General features: G+C 75.2%; 15 protein-coding genes and 1 riboswitch. Of the genes, 2 read left to right on the forward strand and 13 right to left on the reverse strand.

What is annotated here, in order from left to right:
• Positions 1 to 335 precede the first annotated feature (335 nt).
• The 7 genes from ribH to rpe all read right to left on the reverse strand — a co-directional run bounded on the left by ribH (position 336) and on the right by rpe (position 6,682).
• A complete protein-coding gene (ribH, locus tag ACTMS0_RS27740) occupies positions 336 to 836 on the reverse strand; it encodes a 6,7-dimethyl-8-ribityllumazine synthase (RefSeq protein ID WP_441158211.1) in 501 nt (166 codons plus the stop codon).
• Between the two features lie 2 nt (positions 837 to 838).
• Positions 839 to 2,104 carry a bifunctional 3,4-dihydroxy-2-butanone-4-phosphate synthase/GTP cyclohydrolase II gene (locus ACTMS0_RS27745; protein WP_441158212.1) on the reverse strand — a complete coding sequence of 422 codons (1,266 nt, stop codon included), beginning with the start codon at positions 2,102 to 2,104 and terminating at the stop codon, positions 839 to 841.
• A gap of 76 nt (positions 2,105 to 2,180) precedes the next feature.
• A complete protein-coding gene (gene pnuC / locus ACTMS0_RS27750) occupies positions 2,181 to 2,870 on the reverse strand; it encodes a nicotinamide riboside transporter PnuC (RefSeq protein WP_441158213.1) in 690 nt (229 codons plus the stop codon).
• Entirely contained in the window at positions 2,870 to 3,568 is a 699-nt protein-coding gene (locus tag ACTMS0_RS27755; protein ID WP_441158214.1) for a riboflavin synthase, read from the reverse strand. Before ACTMS0_RS27755 ends, pnuC begins: the two co-directional genes overlap by 1 nt.
• A gap of 1 nt (position 3,569) precedes the next feature.
• Complete coding sequence (gene ribD, locus ACTMS0_RS27760; RefSeq protein WP_441158215.1) at positions 3,570 to 4,631, reverse strand: bifunctional diaminohydroxyphosphoribosylaminopyrimidine deaminase/5-amino-6-(5-phosphoribosylamino)uracil reductase RibD; 1,062 nt, start codon at positions 4,629 to 4,631, stop codon at positions 3,570 to 3,572.
• 158 nt (positions 4,632 to 4,789) lie between these two features.
• A riboswitch (FMN riboswitch) is annotated at positions 4,790 to 4,963 on the reverse strand.
• 56 nt (positions 4,964 to 5,019) lie between these two features.
• The gene (locus ACTMS0_RS27765) at positions 5,020 to 6,000 is read right to left on the reverse strand and encodes a GGDEF domain-containing response regulator (RefSeq protein WP_441158216.1); all 981 of its coding nucleotides are present in this window, start codon (positions 5,998 to 6,000) and stop codon (positions 5,020 to 5,022) included.
• Position 6,001: 1 nt separating this feature from the next.
• A complete protein-coding gene (gene rpe / locus ACTMS0_RS27770) occupies positions 6,002 to 6,682 on the reverse strand; it encodes a ribulose-phosphate 3-epimerase (protein WP_441158217.1) in 681 nt (226 codons plus the stop codon).
• A gap of 289 nt (positions 6,683 to 6,971) precedes the next feature.
• Between rpe and ACTMS0_RS27775 the strand changes: the two genes are divergently transcribed.
• Entirely contained in the window at positions 6,972 to 7,835 is an 864-nt protein-coding gene (locus ACTMS0_RS27775) for a septum formation family protein (RefSeq protein ID WP_441158218.1), read from the forward strand.
• Positions 7,836 to 7,902: 67 nt separating this feature from the next.
• Entirely contained in the window at positions 7,903 to 8,799 is an 897-nt protein-coding gene (locus ACTMS0_RS27780; RefSeq protein WP_441158219.1) for a septum formation family protein, read from the forward strand.
• Positions 8,800 to 8,893: 94 nt separating this feature from the next.
• Here the strand turns inward: ACTMS0_RS27780 and ACTMS0_RS27785 are convergent, their stop codons facing one another.
• The 6 genes from ACTMS0_RS27785 to ACTMS0_RS27810 all read right to left on the reverse strand — a co-directional run bounded on the left by ACTMS0_RS27785 (position 8,894) and on the right by ACTMS0_RS27810 (position 16,605).
• A complete protein-coding gene (locus ACTMS0_RS27785; protein ID WP_441158220.1) occupies positions 8,894 to 10,486 on the reverse strand; it encodes an RsmB/NOP family class I SAM-dependent RNA methyltransferase in 1,593 nt (530 codons plus the stop codon).
• The gene (fmt, locus tag ACTMS0_RS27790) at positions 10,483 to 11,409 is read right to left on the reverse strand and encodes a methionyl-tRNA formyltransferase (RefSeq protein WP_441158221.1); all 927 of its coding nucleotides are present in this window, start codon (positions 11,407 to 11,409) and stop codon (positions 10,483 to 10,485) included. The genes ACTMS0_RS27785 and fmt overlap by 4 nt, the downstream gene beginning before the upstream one ends.
• Before the next feature lie 7 nt (positions 11,410 to 11,416).
• Positions 11,417 to 11,977: a peptide deformylase gene (gene def / locus ACTMS0_RS27795; protein ID WP_441158222.1), complete on the reverse strand. Its 561-nt coding sequence runs from the start codon at positions 11,975 to 11,977 to the stop codon at positions 11,417 to 11,419.
• 47 nt (positions 11,978 to 12,024) lie between these two features.
• Entirely contained in the window at positions 12,025 to 13,290 is a 1,266-nt protein-coding gene (locus tag ACTMS0_RS27800) for a cytochrome P450 (RefSeq protein WP_441158223.1), read from the reverse strand.
• A gap of 113 nt (positions 13,291 to 13,403) precedes the next feature.
• Positions 13,404 to 14,387, reverse strand: coding sequence for an AAA family ATPase (locus tag ACTMS0_RS27805; protein WP_441158224.1), 984 nt, complete (start codon positions 14,385 to 14,387; stop codon positions 13,404 to 13,406).
• A gap of 253 nt (positions 14,388 to 14,640) precedes the next feature.
• Positions 14,641 to 16,605 (reverse strand): primosomal protein N', encoded by a 1,965-nt coding sequence (locus ACTMS0_RS27810; RefSeq protein ID WP_441158230.1) that lies wholly within the window; start codon positions 16,603 to 16,605, stop codon positions 14,641 to 14,643.
• Positions 16,606 to 16,700 lie beyond the last annotated feature (95 nt).

The raw sequence follows: 16,700 nt of genomic DNA on the forward strand, positions 1-16,700 counted from the left end.
ACCCCTCGTTACTCAGCGTCACAGCACCGACATCGCTACGCACGGTCACGGCCGCCTGTCGGTGTGCGGCGAAGGATCACAGACTTTGCTCTGCACCCGTCGACGCACCACCCTGCGGACCTGGCGTCGCGCATCCGCGGGAATCGCCCGATGGGCTAGCGGCGATCACGGAGAGCCACTGGCGCGTATAGAGGTGCAGAGCAAAGTCGCCGCGAAGGCCCGTGGGGGTACGACCTCAGGTCGCTGTGCGTCACATGTGGCCGGGACGTCACGGGAGGCCCGGACAGGCCACCCGAGGCGGCGGCGCGGCGTCGGTTCCGGCGCGCAGCCGGCTGTCAGCCGCCGAAGCCGACGCGCTGCGCGGCGGCCACCGTCACGTCGCGGACGGCGAGGGCGGCGTCGAGCGCAGCGACGGTGGCCGCCCAGCCCTTGTCCTCGGCCGAGCCGGGCAGGCCGGCGCGGTCCCGGGCCTGCTCGATGGTGTCGACGGTCAGCACGCCGTGCGCGACCGGCTTGCCCTCGTCCAGTGCCACGCGGGTCAGCCCGTCCGTGACCGAGCGGCAGACGTAGTCGAAGTGGGCGGTGGCGCCCCGCACCACGACGCCGAGGGCGACCACCACGTCGCAGCGGCGGGCGAGGGCCTGCGCCACCACCGGCAGCTCCACCGAGCCGGCCACCCGGGCCACCACCGCGCGCGCCCCGCAGGCCTCGGCGGCGGCGACCGCCCGGTCCAGCATGTGGTCGGTGAGGTCACCGTGCCAGCGGGCCGCGACCACGCCCACCGTCAGCCCGGTGGCGTCGACCGTGTCGATGCCCGGCTCCCCGAAACCCGCCATGTCTACGCTCCGATCTCGTTGCCGGGGACCGGGCGGCCCATCGGCGCCTCGGTCACCTCGTCCAGTTCGTCCAGCAGGTGCCCCATCCGGTCCCGCTTGGTCCGCAGGTAGCGCACGTTCTCCGGGTGTGGCCGCACCGGCAGGCCCTCGCGCCCGGTGACGGTCAGGCCGTACCCCTCCAGGCCGGCGCGCTTGGCCGGGTTGTTGGTGAGCAGCCGCATCGAGCGCACACCCAGGTCGTAGAGGATCTGCGCGCCGGTGCCGTAGTCCCGGGCGTCCGCCGGCAGGCCGAGGTCGAGGTTGGCGTCGACGGTGTCCCGGCCCAGGTCCTGGAGCTGGTACGCCTGGAGCTTGTGCAGCAGGCCGATACCCCGCCCCTCGTGCCCGCGGACGTACAGCACCACTCCCCGCCCCTCCCGGGCGACCCGCTCCAGGGCGGCGTTCAGCTGCGGGCCGCAGTCGCAGCGGACCGACCCGAACACGTCGCCGGTGAGGCACTCCGAGTGCACCCGCACCAGCACGTCCCGGCCGTCGCCGATGTCGCCCATGACCAGCGCGACGTGCTCGGCCGAGTCGTAGTCGCTGCGGTAGCCCAGCGCCCGGAACACCCCGTGCTTCGTGGGCATGCGGGCGTCGGCGACCAGCTCGACCTGCTTCTCCGTCCGCCGCCGGTACGCGATCAGGTCCGCGATGGTGACCAGGGTCAGCGAGTGCTCGGCGCAGAACTTCTCCAGGTCCGGCAACCGCATCATCGTGCCGTCGTCGTTGACCAGCTCGCAGAGCACGCCGGCGGGGCGCAGCCCGGCCAGCCGGGTCAGGTCGACCGCCGCCTCGGTGTGCCCGGGCCGGCGCAGCACGCCGCCCTCGCGGGCCCGCAGCGGCACCACGTGGCCCGGCCGGGCCAGGTCGGCCGGGCCGGTGGCGGCGTCGGCGAGCAGCCGGATCGTGTGCGCCCGGTCGGCGGCCGAGATGCCGGTGCTCACGCCCTCCCGGGCGTCCACGGTGACCGTGTACGCGGTGCCGCGCCGGTCCTGGTTGGTGTGGTACATCGGCGGCAGGTCCAGCCGGTCGCACTCGCTCTCGGTCAGCGGCACGCAGATGTAGCCGGAGGTGTGCCGGACCATGAACGCGAGCAGCTCCGGCGTGGCCAGCTCGGCCGCGAAGATCAGGTCGCCCTCGTTCTCCCGGTTCTCGTCGTCGACCACGACGACGGGCCGGCCGGCCGCGATGTCCTCCACGGCCTGCTCGATGCTTCCGAACGCACTCATGCCGGCACTCCGCTTCGCTCCGTGCCGCCATGCGGCGGCAACATCCTGAGCCTGCTGATTCGCTCGCTTCGCTCGCTCATGCGACGGCCTCCGAGTAGGTCGGCGGGATGGGGGCGGGGCGGCTGGCGCGCGACGTGCGCCACCACGCGGCGAGGCCCCACACGCAGAGCGCCCCGTAGACGAGGTACATGGCCGCCGAGGGGTAGAAACCGCCGCGCAGCAGCAGCGGCACGCCCACCGCGTCGACGGCGATCCAGATGAGCCAGAAGTCCACGTAGCCGCGGGCCATCCCGTACGTGGCGAGCAGGCTGCCGGTGAGGATCCACGCGTCCGGCAGCGGCCCCCACGAGCCCAGGGCGGCGAGCACCGGGTACGCGGCCGCGGTGCCGGCGACGGCGGCGAGCAGCAGGCCGAGCCGCTCCCGGCCGGTGGCCCAGCGCGGCTCCACGGCGGGAGCGCCGTCGACGCCCCGGCGGCGGTTGCGCGACCAGCGCCACCAGCCGTAGAGGCTGACGCCGAAGAAGAAGACCTGCCGGCCGGCCTGGCCGTAGAGGTCGTGCGCCTGCGGGGTGGCGAACGCCCCGCCGAGGAAGACGGTGAACAGCAGCGCGTTGCCGATCATGCCGACCGGCCACGCCCACACCAGGCGGCGCAGCCCGAGCAGCGCGGACGCGAGGCCGAAGACGTTGCCGACGATCTCGCGAACCAGCACCGGCGAGCCGGCGATGCTCACCTGCGCGTCGAGCAGCCAGCCGAGCGGCCCCATCAGGCCACCCCGCCCGCGGTCGCGACACCGGGCAGGCCACCGCTGCCGGGCAGGCTGACGGCGCCGGGCAGATCCCCCTCGGGCCGGCTCGCCGGCAGGGCCGGCAGGTGCGCGCCGAGCAGGCGCTCGACGTACTTGGCCAGCACGTCGACCTCGAGGTTGACCGGGTCGCCGACGCCGCGCGTCCCGAGGGTGGTGAGCTTCAGCGTGGTCGGGATCAGACCGACCGAGAACCAGTCCGGCCCGACGCCGGCCACGGTCAGCGACACCCCGTCGACGGTGATCGAGCCCTTCTCCACCACGTACCGGGCCAGGGCGGCCGGGAGTCGGAACCGCACGGTCTCCCACTGGTCGGCCGGTTCCCGGGAGACGACCTCGCCGACGCCGTCGACGTGACCCTGCACCAGGTGCCCGCCCAGGCGGCTGCCGAGGGCGGCGGCCCGTTCCAGGTTGACCGGGTCGCCCGGCCGCAGCGCGCCGAGCGCCGAGCGCCGCAGCGTCTCCCCCATCACGTCGGCGGTGAAGGTCCCGTCGGCGACGTCCACCACGGTCAGGCAGACGCCGTTGACCGCGATCGAGTCCCCGTGCCGGGCGTCCGAGGTGACCAGGGGGCCGCGGATCGCGACCAGCGCGGAGTCGCCCGCGGTCTCGGTGACCCGGACGACCTCGCCCAGCTCCTCGACGATGCCGGTGAACATGTCAGCCCTCCCTCTTTCGGGGCAGCGCGGTGATCCGCAGATCGGGACCGACCTGCGTAACGTCGACGACCTCGCAGTCGATGGCCTCGGCGATCGTGGTCACACCGGCGTCGATCAGCGCGGTGGGGCCGGCGCCGAGCAGCCGAGGCGCGACGTAGCCGACGATCTTGTCGACCAGGCCGGCGGCGAGGAACGCGCCGGCCAGGCGGGGCCCGCCCTCCAGCAGCGCCGCCCGCACCCCGCGACCGTGCAGCGCGGCGAGCAGCACCGGCAGGTCGACCCGGCCGTCGGGACCGGCGCCGACCTCCGCGGCGGTGGCGATCCAGGTGGCGGCGGCGGCGTCGCGGACCCGCGCCCCGGCCGGGGTACGTCCCGCCGAGTCGACCACCACCCGCAGCGGCTGGCGGATGGCGAGGCTGCCGTCGCGCAGGTTCCGGGCGGTGAGGCGGGGGTCGTCGGCGAGCACGGTGCCCACCCCGGCGATCACGGCGTCGACCGTGCCGCGCAGCGCGTGCACGTCCATCCGGGCGGCCTCGGAGGTGATCCACATGCTGGTGCCGTCGGCGGCCGCCGACCGGCCGTCCAGCGTCGCGGCGTACTTCCAGATCACGTACGGCCAGCCCCGGCGCATCGAGGTGAGCCAGGCGATGTTGACGGCCTCCGCCTCGGCGGCGCGTACCCCCAGGTCGACCTGGAGCCCGGCGGCGCGCAGCGTGGCGGCGCCGCCGGACGCGACCGGGTTCGGGTCGGGCACGGCGATGACCACCCGGGCCACCCCGGCCTGCACCAGCGCGGTGCTGCAGGGGCCGGTGCGACCGGTGTGGTCGCAGGGTTCCAGGGTGACGACGGCGGTGCCGCCGCGGGCGCGCTCCCCCGCCTGGGCGAGTGCGACGATCTCGGCGTGCGGCCCGCCGGCGTACGCGTGGAAGCCCTCACCGACGACCTGGCCGTCCGCGTCGAGCAGCACGCAGCCGACGACCGGGTTGGGGCTGGTGGTGCCGAGACCGCGCGCGGCGAGTTCGACCGCGCGACGCATCGCCTCGTCGACGGAGACGCCGGCCATGCCCTGCCCTCTCACTCGCCGGTCGGCGCGCGGGCGGCGACGGGAGCGACGGCATCGGGCCGCGGGCGTGCGGCGGCGGAATCCGGGGACGGCACAGCCGACCCGGGGGGCCGTCACGGCATGCCGAGGTCGGCAGCCGGGCACGGCCCGTCCGTCCCGCGCGCTGTCTCCCATCCGGACTGTCTGAGCGCGGGCGTGCCCGCACCCAACCGTCGGCCCTGGAGTCTCACCAGGTCCACCGGGCGGACGAACCGCTCCCGGGTCGCGGGCTTACCACGGTCGCACCGTGGATCACCGCCGGTTCGGAATTACACCGAGTCCCGCCAGCGCGTGGTGGGTACACCGGCAGTCTTACACGCTCCGGGCGGCCTGTCGCCACCCTCGCGAGCTACTTCACATGCCGGTCGCCGAGATCGGCCACGCCGCGGCGCCGGTCCACCGCCACGTACGAGCCGGGCTGGCTCTTGGCCACCGTCTTCATCTCCGAGGCGATCGTCATCGCCTCCAAGGGGCTGGTGATGCGTTTGTCGGCGTCCGAGACGGAGACGCCGATCGAGAGCGTGACCAGCGCGGCCCGACGAAGGTTGCCGCGCCGGTCCTTCAGCTCCACGTAGCCGCGCGCGGCGTCCGAGGGGTCGTACAGCGCGTCGGCGGCCTTCTCGAAGTCGGCGGAGACCCGCGAGGTGAGCGGCCGGACCTGGTCCGGCGTGCAGACGAAGACGAAGTCGTCACCGCCGACGTGGCCGAGGAAGGCCGGGGGCAGGCCCGCCGACACCACCGCCCGGTGCAGGCTACGGGCCAGCGCCGAGATGAAGTCGTCGCCGCGGACGAAGCCGTACCGGTCGTTGACGCTCTTGAACCGGTCGATGTCGATGTAGCCGACCGCGTAGTCCGACCCGACCCGGACCCGGTCGGCGATCTCCCGGCGGATCCGGCTGTTGCCGGGCAGCCCGGTCAGCGGCGAGACCTCCCGGAACTCCTTGTTGCGGCGGAGGGTGGAGCTGACCCGGGCCACCAGTTCGGCCGTGTCGAAGGGCTTGACCAGGTAGTCGTCGGCGCCGGCGCTGAGGCCGTGCACCTTGTCCACGGTGAGGCCCTTGGCGGTCAGCATGATCACCGGCAGGGCCGCGGTCATCGGGTCGGCGCGCAGCCGCCGGGTCAGCTCCAGGCCGTCGACGCGCGGCATCATCAGGTCCACCACCGCGAGGTCGGGACGCTGACGCTCGATCACCTCGAGGGCCTCCTGGCCGTCGCTGGCGTGGATCACCACGTACCCGTGCAGCCGGAGATTGAACTCGACGAAGCGCGCGATGTCCTCGTCGTCGTCGACGACGAGGATGACGTCCGGGCGGTCGCCGGCGGGGTCCACGTCAGGCCCCGGAGGCCGCGTGTTCCGCCAGGGCCCGCAGTTTCCGGACGGCCTCGGCCGGGTCCTCCGCGCCGTAGACGGCGGTGCCGGCGACGAAGGCGTCGGCGCCGGCCTCGGCGGCCTGGGCGATGGTGTCGGCGGCGATGCCGCCGTCGACCTCGATGCGCACCTCCAGGTGGCCGGCGTCGACGTGCCGGCGCGCGGTGCGCACCTTGTCGAGGAGGTGCGGGACGAACCGCTGACCGCCGAAGCCCGCCTTGATCGTCATGATCAGCAGCGTGTCGAAGCTGGGCAGCAGGTCCAGGTACGGCTCGACCGGCGTGTCCCGGTCGATCGCCAGCCCCGCCTTCGCCCCGGCGGACCGCAGGTCCTTGGCCAGCGCCACCGGGTCGTCGCAGGCCTCGGCGTGGAAGGTGACGTTGTACGCCCCGGCGTCGGCGTACCCGGGGGCCCACCGCCGCGGATCGTCGATCATGAGGTGCACGTCGAACGGGAGCTCCGTGGCGGCCCGCAGGCTCTGCACGACCGGCAGCCCGATGGTCAGGTTCGGCACGAAGTGGTTGTCCATGACGTCCACGTGCAGCCAGTCGGCGGCGCCCTCGACGGCACGGACCTCGTCGGCGAGGCGGGAGAAATCGGCGGCCAGGATGCTCGGCGCGACGATCGGCGGCGGTACGGTCACGGGGCCAGTGTACGAACGCGGCCACCGACCGCCGCCGGCACGGCACCAACCGGGACACCCGGTGACCCGGCGGTGACCTGTGGTGCAGAATTGGCCGTTCCGGACCGGTGAAACCGGACGAAGGGTCATTCCCGACTGGCCGGAAGACGGAAACGCGGCAACACTCCATCAGGGACGGTGACGTGGGCTGCAACACCACCTGGCGCGCCGGCCGGGTCCGCGATGGCCGGCCGTCAGCTCCCGGAAAGGGCGGATGATGCGACGGTGGCTTCCTCTCCGAGCAGTGGCGGTGGCCGGCGCGGCCGCGCTCCTGCTCGGCGGCTGCGTGCGGCCGGGCGGATCCGACGGCGACCTCACCGACGACTGGCCCGTGCTGTCCGAGGCGCGGCTGTTCACCCCGGCCGCCGGGGTCTGCCTGCCGCGGATCACCGCGGTGGTGCAGGCGAGCACGTACGAGACGGTGGACTGCGCCCGCAACCACCTCGCGGAGGCCGTGCACGTGGGCACGTTCACCGGCCCGGTCGCGGCCGGCGCCCGCCGGCCCGACCCCGGCTCGCCGGACCTGCGCGGTGCCCGCGCCGAGTGCGACCAGCAGGTCCGCGACGTGCTCGGCGGTGACTGGCACTCCGCCCGGCTCACGTTGAACATCGCCCTGCCGTCCGCCCCCGCGTGGGCCGGCGGCGCCCGCTGGTTCCGCTGCGACCTCAGCGAGACCGACAGCATCGACAACACCCGGCCGGTCAACCGGACCGGAAGCTTGCGCGGCGCGATGCTCGGCGACTCCACGCTGGTCCATAGCTGCTTCGACCCGAAGCTGATCGGCGACAACCTCAACTACATGGCGCCCGTGCTGTGCACCGAGCCGCACCGGGCGGAGTTCGTCGGCGTGTACGTGGAACGCGACATGAGCTGGGCGGAGTTCACCCGCAACGAGCAGCAGGCCCACCAGCGCTGCATGGCCCTCATCGCCGCCTTCGCCGACGTGCCCAACAACAGCGACCTGCCGTACCGGGCCGGCTCGATCTTCTACCCGCCCTCCCAGCGGGAGTGGGAGGAGGGCGACCGGGGCGTGCGCTGCTTCCTGTGGAGCGACGACCGGAAGCTGACCCGCTCGATGCGCGGCGTGGGCCCGCAGGGGCTGCCGGCGATCTGACGTATGCTCCCGCTCCGTGGCCGGCATCGACGGTGCCGCGTCCACCGGGCGACGGGGAGGTCGGAGGGTGAAGCGACGCTGGCTCGCGGGGGTGGTGGCCCTCTGCGGCGCGGTGATCCTGGCGCTCACCGGCTGCGCCGCGCCACCGGCCGGCACCGACGGTGACCTGGTCGACGACTGGGCCACGATCAGCGCCCCGGCCGCCTTCGCGCCCGAAGCGGGAACGTGCCACGCGCACGTGGCCCGGGTCGGCTACCTCGGGGCGTACGACCCGGTGCCGTGCGAGCGGCCGCACCGGGTGGAGACCCTGCACGTCGGCACGCTGACCGGCGCCGGCGCGAAGGGCCGGACACCGCCGGCCCCCGGCTCCGCCGGGATGCGCACCGCGCACGCCACCTGCGACCGGGAGGCGACGCGGACGCTGGGCGCGGACTGGCGCACCGGGCGGATCGGCATGTCCGTGGTGTTCCCGTCGCCGGCGGCCTGGACGGGTGGGGCCCGGTGGTTCCGCTGCGACGGGGCGGAGGTCCGGAGCATGGACGACCCGAGCGTGGTCACCCGCTCCGCCCGTCTCGCCGGGTCGCTGGCCGGCTCGTCACCGCTGCGGCACACCTGCTTCAACCCCTCCCTCAAGGACGACCGGGTCACGCGGATGGCCCCGGTGTCGTGCACCCGCCGGCACCACGCCGAGTTCGTCGGCGTCTGGGTCGCGCCGGACACCAGCTACGCGGCGTTCATGAAGGACGACCGACGGGTCCGCGACGGCTGCCTCGCGCTGATCGCCACGTACGCGAAGGTGCCGCGCGGCGAGGTGCGGTTCCGCACCGGTTCGATCTGGTACCACCCGCACGAGGCGGACTGGCGCGACGGCAACCGCGGCGTGCAGTGCTTCCTGTGGGTCAGCGACCGCGGCCTCACCCGCTCGATGAAGGGTGCCGGCCGCGCCGGCCTGCCGATGGGCTGAGCACCGGCCGGCGACTCCCCGAGGTCAGATGATGGTCAGCCGGGAGCCGGGACGCCGGCAGCCCGGCTGACCGTCATGTGATCACCGGCCACACTCAGCCGCGGCGGAGCACCGCGAGGAACATCGCGTCGGTGCCGTGGCGGTGCGGCCACAGCTGCACCGTCGGCCCGTCGCCGAGCCCGGGCATCCCCTCGGGCAGCAGCGGGCGGGCGTCGACGAAGTCGACCGGCACGCCGGCCCGGCGGGCCGACTCGGTGACCGTCACGTGCGTCTCGACGGTGTGCGGCGAGCACGTGACGTAGGCGACCAGACCGCCGGGGCGTACCGCCCGCAGAGCCGCCCCGAGCAGCTCCCGCTGCAACCGGGTCAGCGCCGGCAGGTCCGACGGCTGCCGCCGCCAGCGCGACTCGGGTCGCCGGCGCAGCGACCCCAGCCCGGTGCACGGCGCGTCGACCAGGACCCGGTCGAAGTGCTCCTCGGGGAGCTTCGGGTCGGCGCCGACGGTGCGGCCGTCGGTGTTCAGCACGGTCACCGGCATGCCCCGGGTGGCCTGCGCCACGAGGCGGGCGCGGTGCTCGGACACCTCCACCGCGGTGAGCCGGGCGCCGCGCTGGGCGGCGATGGCGCCGAGCAGGGCGGACTTGCCGCCCGGGCCGGCGCACAGGTCGAGCCACCGCCCGTCCGTCCCGTCGAGCGGGGCGACGGCGAGGGCGTCGGCCACCAACTGGGAGCCCTCGTCCTGCACGTGCGCCCGGCCCTCGGCGAGCGCCAGCAGGTCGCCCGGCGCGCCGCCGCCGAGGTAGACCGCGTACGGGGAGAAGGCGCCGGGCGCGCCGCCGACCTCGTCGGCCAGCTCGACCGGGTCGGCGAGCCCGGGGCGGGCGCACAGGTGCACCGGCGGGGGCACGTTGTCCTCGATGAGCAGGCGGGCGGTCTCGCCGAGGTCGCCGCCGAGCGCCTCGGAGAGGGCCCGCACGATCCACTGCGGATGGCTGTACGCGAGCGCCAGGTGGCCGACCGGGTCGGTGTCCATCGGTGGGGCGAGCTTCGCCACCCAGCCGTCGGCGTCCCGACCGGCGACCTCACGCAGCACCGCGTTGGCGAACCCGGTCGCGCCCGGCCCGACCGTGCGGACCAGGTCCACGGTCGACGAGACGGCCGCGTGCGCGGGCACCCGGGTGTGCAGCAGCTGGTACGCCCCGAGCCGCAGCGCGTCGCGGACCGGCGGGTCGATCCGGGCCACGTCCCGCCCGGCGGCGTCGGTGAGGATCGCGTCGAGGGTGCCGAGGTGGCGCAGCGCGCCATAGGTCAGCTCGGTGGCGAACGCGGCGTCGCGGCCGGTCAGCCCGGCGTCGCGGAGGATCGCCGGCAGCACCAGGTTGGCGTACGCGTCGTCCCGGTTGACCGCCTCGATCGCCTCGTAGGCGGCGTAGCGGGGCCGGTCGGCCGCCATCGGGCCGCGACCGGTGCGGACGCCGCGATCGGGGCGACCCGCGCCGGCCGCACGGTCACCGCGCGGCCCGCCGGCCCGCCGGGGCGCGGCGCGGTCCGGGCGGGCACCCGTGGACCGCCCGCCCCGGGCGTAGCCGGGTCCGTCCGCCGGGCCGGAACGGCCGACGCCGTCGGTGTCGAAACGGCCGCCGCGAGGGTTGTCGGGATGGTCGGCGCGGTCCGCGGAGTCGGTCACGCGAAGACCTCCCCGGCCGCGACCCGGGCTCCGCGCGCCCAGTCGCTCGCCGGCATGGCCTTCTTGCCCGCCGCCCGGACCTCGCCGAGGCGCACCGGCGTGGTGGCGGTACCCGCCAGCACCCGGGACTTCTCCACCAGCAGCTCACCCGGCTTCAGCTCCGGGCCGTCCGCGACCGGGGTGACCGGGCCGAGCTTCACCCGCTCGTCGCGGAAGGTCGTCCACGGGCCGGGGGCGGGGGTGGCCGCGCGGATGCGGCGGTCCACCGCGAACGCGGGGTCGGTCCACCGGACCCGTGCGTCCTCGACGGTGAGCTTCGGCGCCAGGGACACCCCGTCGGCCGGCTGCGGCTCGGCCCGCGCGGTGCCGTCCTCGATCGCGTCCAGGACGGCGACCAGCAGGCCCGCGCCGGAGTGGGCGAGCCGCTCCAGCAGATCTCCCGAGGTGTCGGTGGGACGGATCTCGTCGGTGACGGTGCCGTACACCGGCCCGGTGTCCAGCCCCTCCTCCAACTGGAAGACGCTGGCGCCGGTCAGCTCGTCGCCGTGCAGCACCGCGTGCTGCACCGGCGCCGCGCCCCGCCACGCGGGCAGCAACGAGAAGTGCAGGTTGATCCAGCCGTACCGGGGGATCTCCAGGGCGGCCGGCGGGACCAGCGCGCCGTACGCGACGACGGGCACGCAGTCGGGTGCCAGCTCCCGCAGCCGGTCGAGGAACTCGGGGTCGCGCGGCCGGGCGGGGGTGAGCACCTCGACGCCGTGCTCGTCGGCCCAGGCGCCCACCGGGGAGCGGGACAGCCCGCGACCGCGCCCGGCGGGGGCGTCCGGCCGGGTGACCACGGCCACGAGGTCGTGGCGGGAGGCGGCCACGGCCTCCAGGGCGGGGACAGCGACGGCCGGCGTGCCGGCGAAGATCACGCGCACGGGCCGGTCACCGCCCGAGGCCGAACGGGCTGCTGGCGGCGTGCGGGCTGAGCTTGACGGTCGGCGGGGCGGCCGGGTCGTACCACTCCGCCTGGCGGATCGCCTTCATCGCCTCCTTGCGGCCGGCCGAGTCGAGACGGTCGACGAAGAGCACGCCGTCGAGATGGTCGGTCTCGTGCTGCACGCAGCGGGCCATCAGGCCCGTGCCGACGATCTGCATCGGGTCGCCGTAGCCGTTGAAGCCCTTGGCGATCACGTTCTGCCGGCGCTTCGTGTCGAAGTAGAGGCCGGGGATGGACAGGCAGCCCTCGGGGCCGTCCTGCTCCTCCTCGTCGGGGAATTCGAGCACCGGGTTGACCAGGTGGCCGACCACGTCGTCGACGTCGAAGGTGAACACCCGCAGGCCCACGCCGAGCTGCGGCGCGGCGAGGCCCGCGCCGTTCTGCTCGCGCATCGTGTCGGTCAGGTCGGCGATGAGCTTGCGCAGCTCGACGTCGAAGTCGACCACCGGATCGGCCGGCGTGCGCAGCACCGGGTCGCCGAACAGACGGATGGGCTGGACGGTCACGCGGGGTGGCTCCTTCATGGGCTCGGCAACAGACGTGCCGTACCAGTCTACGGAGTGCCCGGGCCGGTCCCGGCCGGCGTACCGCGATCGCCGACCGTGGCGGTGACGGTGACCGGGAGGGTGTCGTAGCCACGCAGGGTGAGCCGGGTCCGGCGGCGGGGCTCGCCGGCCGGCGCCAGGTCGGGCAGCCGGCGCAGCAGCAGCGGGAAGGCGACCTGCGCCTCCAGCCGGGCCAGCCCGGCGCCCAGGCAGTAGTGCGGGCCGGCCCCGAAGGAGAGCGGGTGCGGCTGGGCGCGCCACGGATCGAACCGGGCGGGCTCCGGGAACCGGCGGGGGTCACGGTTGGCGGCGCCGAGCAGCAGCAGAGCCCAGCTGCCGGCGGGCAGCTCCATCCCCGCGACGCGGCCCGGTGCGTCGCTGCGCCGGGTGGTGAGCTGGACCGGGGAGTCGAACCGGAGCAGTTCCTCGACGTACTCGGGCGCGAACTCGGGGTGCGCGCGCAGCGCGGCGGCCTCCCGGGGGTGCTCGAGCAGCACGACCAGGCCGTTGCCGAGCAGGTTGGTGGTGGTCTCGAACCCGGCGACGAGCAGCACCACGAGGTTCGCCAGCAGCTCGTCGCCGGAGAGCCGGTCACCGTCGGCGTCGTGCACCTGCACGAGGGCGGTGGTCAGGTCGTCGGCGGGCGCCCGCCGTCGCGCCGCGACCAGGTCCGCGAAGTAGCCGCTCAGCTCGGTGGCGCCCCGGTCCGCGACCGCCAGGTCCTCCGGCGTGATCTCCGGCTCGAGGATGCCGGTCAGGTCGGCCGCCCAGCGGCGGAACAGCGGCCGGTCCTCCGGAGGCACGCCGAGCAGCGCGCAGATCACCCCTACCGGCAGCGGGTACGCGAAGTCGGCCATGACGTCGACGGGCGTGCCGTCGCGTCCCCGGTCCGCCATCGCGTCGATCAGCTGGTCGGCCTGCGCGGCGACGGTCTCCCGCATGGCGGCGATCCGGCGCGGCGTGAAGGCCCCGGCGGCGAGCCGGCGCAGCCGGGTGTGGTCGGGCGGGTTGGTCCGCAGCATCGACCGGGAGATCGACGCGACGGCGGCGCTCTGCCGCCACCCGGGCCAGAGGTTGTCCCGCAGGTCGTCGTCGAGCACGCCGAACCGGGCGTCCCGGAGGATCGCGTCGGCTTCCGCGTACCCGGTGACCACGAAGAAGCCGGGCGCCGCCTCCACCACCGGGCCGTGCGCGCGCAACCGCTCGTACGTCGGGTACGGGTCGAGCCGCCCCTGCGGCGACATGAGCAGCGCGACCGCCTCGGATGCGTCCATGAGCCGCCTTCCGCGTCGACGGGTGCCGGAGGCTCCATCATGCGCGCCCGGCGGCTCGTCGTCAGCCCCGCGGCCCCTCGGGTCCGCCAACCATGGTCGCGCTGACCCGACGGTCAGGCACCCGCGCCCGGCTCCCCCGCCAGCACGGCGCCCTCGCCCAGCAGGGCGTGCTCGGGCAGCGGCAGCTCGATCTTGTGGGCGGCCTCCCAGTCGTGGATCAGGCCGGGGCGCACCTGGGCGGTGAAGTAGTCGATCGCGCTCATCCCGCCGACCACGGGCTCGTCCACCTCGGCGACCAGCCGCGCGGGCACCATCCGGAACCCGTTCTGGAGCGCGGCGCTGAGCCGGCGGTGCCCGTCCACGACGAAGAAGTACTCGCCGGTGTAGCCGATCCGCAGCGGTTCGAGGGCCTCGTCGCCGGCCGCGGCGACGTCGCCGACGAACTCGGAGTCCCACAGGTCGCGCAGGGTGGCGATGTCATCGGTCGGGTACACCCGGGCCGGGTCGAGCAGCAGCAGCGGCTGGCCCTCGCGCAGCACGTCCGCGCCGAGCCGTCCCTCGTACACGTCGATGATGTGCGCGATCACCTCCTCGGCGCTGGCCTTGGTGGTGTCGCAGATCAGGTCGTAGTTGCGCAGCCGGGCCTTGTCCACCCCGTAGCGGACGATGAACCGGCCGCGCTCGCTCTCGCTGCGCTCCCTGAGCTTGGCCTTCGCCTCCTCCAGGGAGGTGTAGCTCTCGGCGGGGCCGGAGGGGCGCAGCAGCACCCGGCGGGCGGCCTCACCCGGCTCGGTGATCATGTGGACCTTGAGCGCGTCGGTGAAGAAGTGCCAGGCCAGCCGGGAGTCCATGACGAGGCGTTCGCCGGAGGCGGCGATGTCCCGCTGGAGCTGGTCGACGTAGCCGTCCACCGCCTGGTCCAGCTCGGCGTGCAGGTTGAGCTGGAGGGCGGTCATCTGCCGCTCCTGCGCCATCTGCCGGTAGAGGTCGCCGACGCTGACCCGACGCATGCCGAGACGCTTGGCGATCTCCACGGAGACGGTGCTCTTGCCGCTGCCGAGGTCACCGTTGAAGACGATCGACTGACGAACGGTCACGACTGGTCCACCCCTGATCACCGGCTGATTGAGCTCATCGACATGGCGCCACGGCGACGCGCTCCTGTCATCGCGCCATCCTGCGACAACTCCGGCTCGGCACGTCTGACGCCGCGCCGCGATCTGGAGCCGTCGTACGCCCGGGCATGACGGGCGATGCTATCACCCGGATCCGGGTCACCTCCCACACAGCGTGTCCGTCACCCCCTCTTCAGTGACCGACGGTGACGACGGCGGCGCAGCGTGCGGTCGCTCAGAACAGGGCGAGGGGGTCGACCTGGAGCCGGACCGGGTCGGCGGCCTTGCGGGCGGCGCGGACCCCGGCCGCCGCGTGCAGCGCCCCAGCGAGGGCGGCGGCCCGGGCCCGGGGCACCCGGACCAGCATCCGCTCCCGGTCGCCGTCGGCGGGGACCGGACCCAGGACCTCGGCGTCCTCGGGTAACCGGGCCTCGGCGAGCAGGTCGGCGACGGCGGCCGGGGGGCCGGTGACGCTGGCCATCCGGACCGCCGGGGGGAAGCCCAGGTCGCGGCGCTCGGCCAGTTCCCGGGCGGCGAACCAGCCCGCGTCCCACCGCAGCAGCGCCTGGACCGGGGCGAGCGCGCCGTCGGCGACCACCACCACGCGGCCGCCGGCCGCCGCGGGGCGGGCCAGTGCGGCGGCGGCGAGCCAGCGCCGCAGCGCCTCCTCCCCCGCCCGCAGGTCGGCGCGGGTGAGCAGCGCCCACGAGTCGAGCAGCAGCACGGCGCCGTAGCCGCCGTCGGCCACCGGCTCGGCACCCGGGGTCGCGATGACGAGGCCGGCGCCGCCGGGCACGGTCGCGAGGACCTCCTCCCGCCCGGACGTCCGCACCGGCACGCCCGGGAAGGCCCGGCCCAGTTCCTCGGCGGTCCGCCGGGCACCGGTGACCGAGGCGCGCAGGCGCCGTCCCCCGCACTCCGGGCAGGCGTACGCGGCGGCGACGCGCCCGCACCAGCGGCAGGCGGGAGTGCCCTCGGCGGACGGGAGGGCCAGGGGGCCGGCGCAGTGCGGGCAGCGGGCCGGGGTACGGCAGGTGGCGCAGGCCACCGAGGGCAGGTAGCCGCGCCGCGGCACCTGGACCAGCACCGGCGCGTCGGCGCGCAGCGCGTCGCGGGCGGTGGTCCAGGCGAGGCTGGGCAGCCGGGCGGTGGCCGCGCCCGGGTCGCGGGCCAGCTGCGGGTCGTCGCCGGCGGGGGCGATGGCCGGTATCCGGGCGCGGACGGTGGCCCGGTCGGCCACGACCTCGCGGGCCCACCCGGTCTCGACGAGCAGTTGGGCCTCGGCCGTGCGGGCGTACCCGCCGACCACGGCGGCGGCGTCGGCGAGTTGGGCGCGGGTCAGCAGCACCTCGCGGGCGTGCGGGTAGGGGGCCCGGGGCTCGGCGTGCAGGTCGTCGCCGTCGTCCCAGACGGCGACCAAACCGAGCCGGTGCACCGGCGCGAACATGGCGGCCCGGGTGCCGATCACGACCGGGACGTCGCCGCGCCGGGCGGCGAGGAACGCGCGGTACCGCCGGGCGGGGCCGAGCGCGGCGGTGAGCTGCACGTGCCGGCCGGGCCCGAGGGCGGTGGTCAGGGCCGCGTCGAGCCGCTCGAGGTCCCGCGCGTCGGCGACCACCACCAGGGCGCCCCGGCCACCGGCGACGGTCGCGGCGACGGCCTCGGCGTACCGGGCCGGCCAGTCCTCGCCGGGCAGCGCGGACCAGACCGCGCGGGCGGGGCGGCCGTCCGCGAGGGCCCGCAGCAGGGCCGGCCCGGTCGGGTAGTCGCGCCAACCGTCCGGCACGGCGAGCGCGTCGCCCGGCTCGGGTGGCTGGTGGGGTTCCTTCTCCACCCGGGCGTGGCGGGGCGGGACGGCGAGGCGGAGCACGTCGGCGAGGCTGCCGGCGTACCGGTCGGCGACCACGCGGGCGAGCCGCGCGATCTCCGGCGCGAGCACCGGCTCCGGGGAGACGACCTTCTCGAGGTACGCGAGCCGGGGGTGCTCGGACGCGTCGGCCCGCTCCAGGAGCCAGCCGTCGACGAGTTGGCCGGCGAAGCGGACCTTCACCCGGGCGCCGGGGACGGCGTCGGCGTCGAGGGCCTCGGGCACCAGGTAGTCGAAGGGGCGGTCGAGGTGGGCCAGGGGCACGTCGACGCAGACGCGAGCGACCGGCGACCCCTCGGCGGGTCGCCGGTCGCTGCGCGTGGTGCCGCTCAGGCTCCCGCTACCGACTTCAGGTCGGCGGCGCGGTCGGTGCTCTCCCACGTGAAGTCGGGCAACTCCCGACCGAAGTGCCCGTACGCCGCGGTCTG

The sequence above is a fragment of the Micromonospora sp. H33 genome (assembly GCF_052068455.1).
Classification (GTDB): Bacteria; Actinomycetota; Actinomycetes; order Mycobacteriales; family Micromonosporaceae; genus Micromonospora.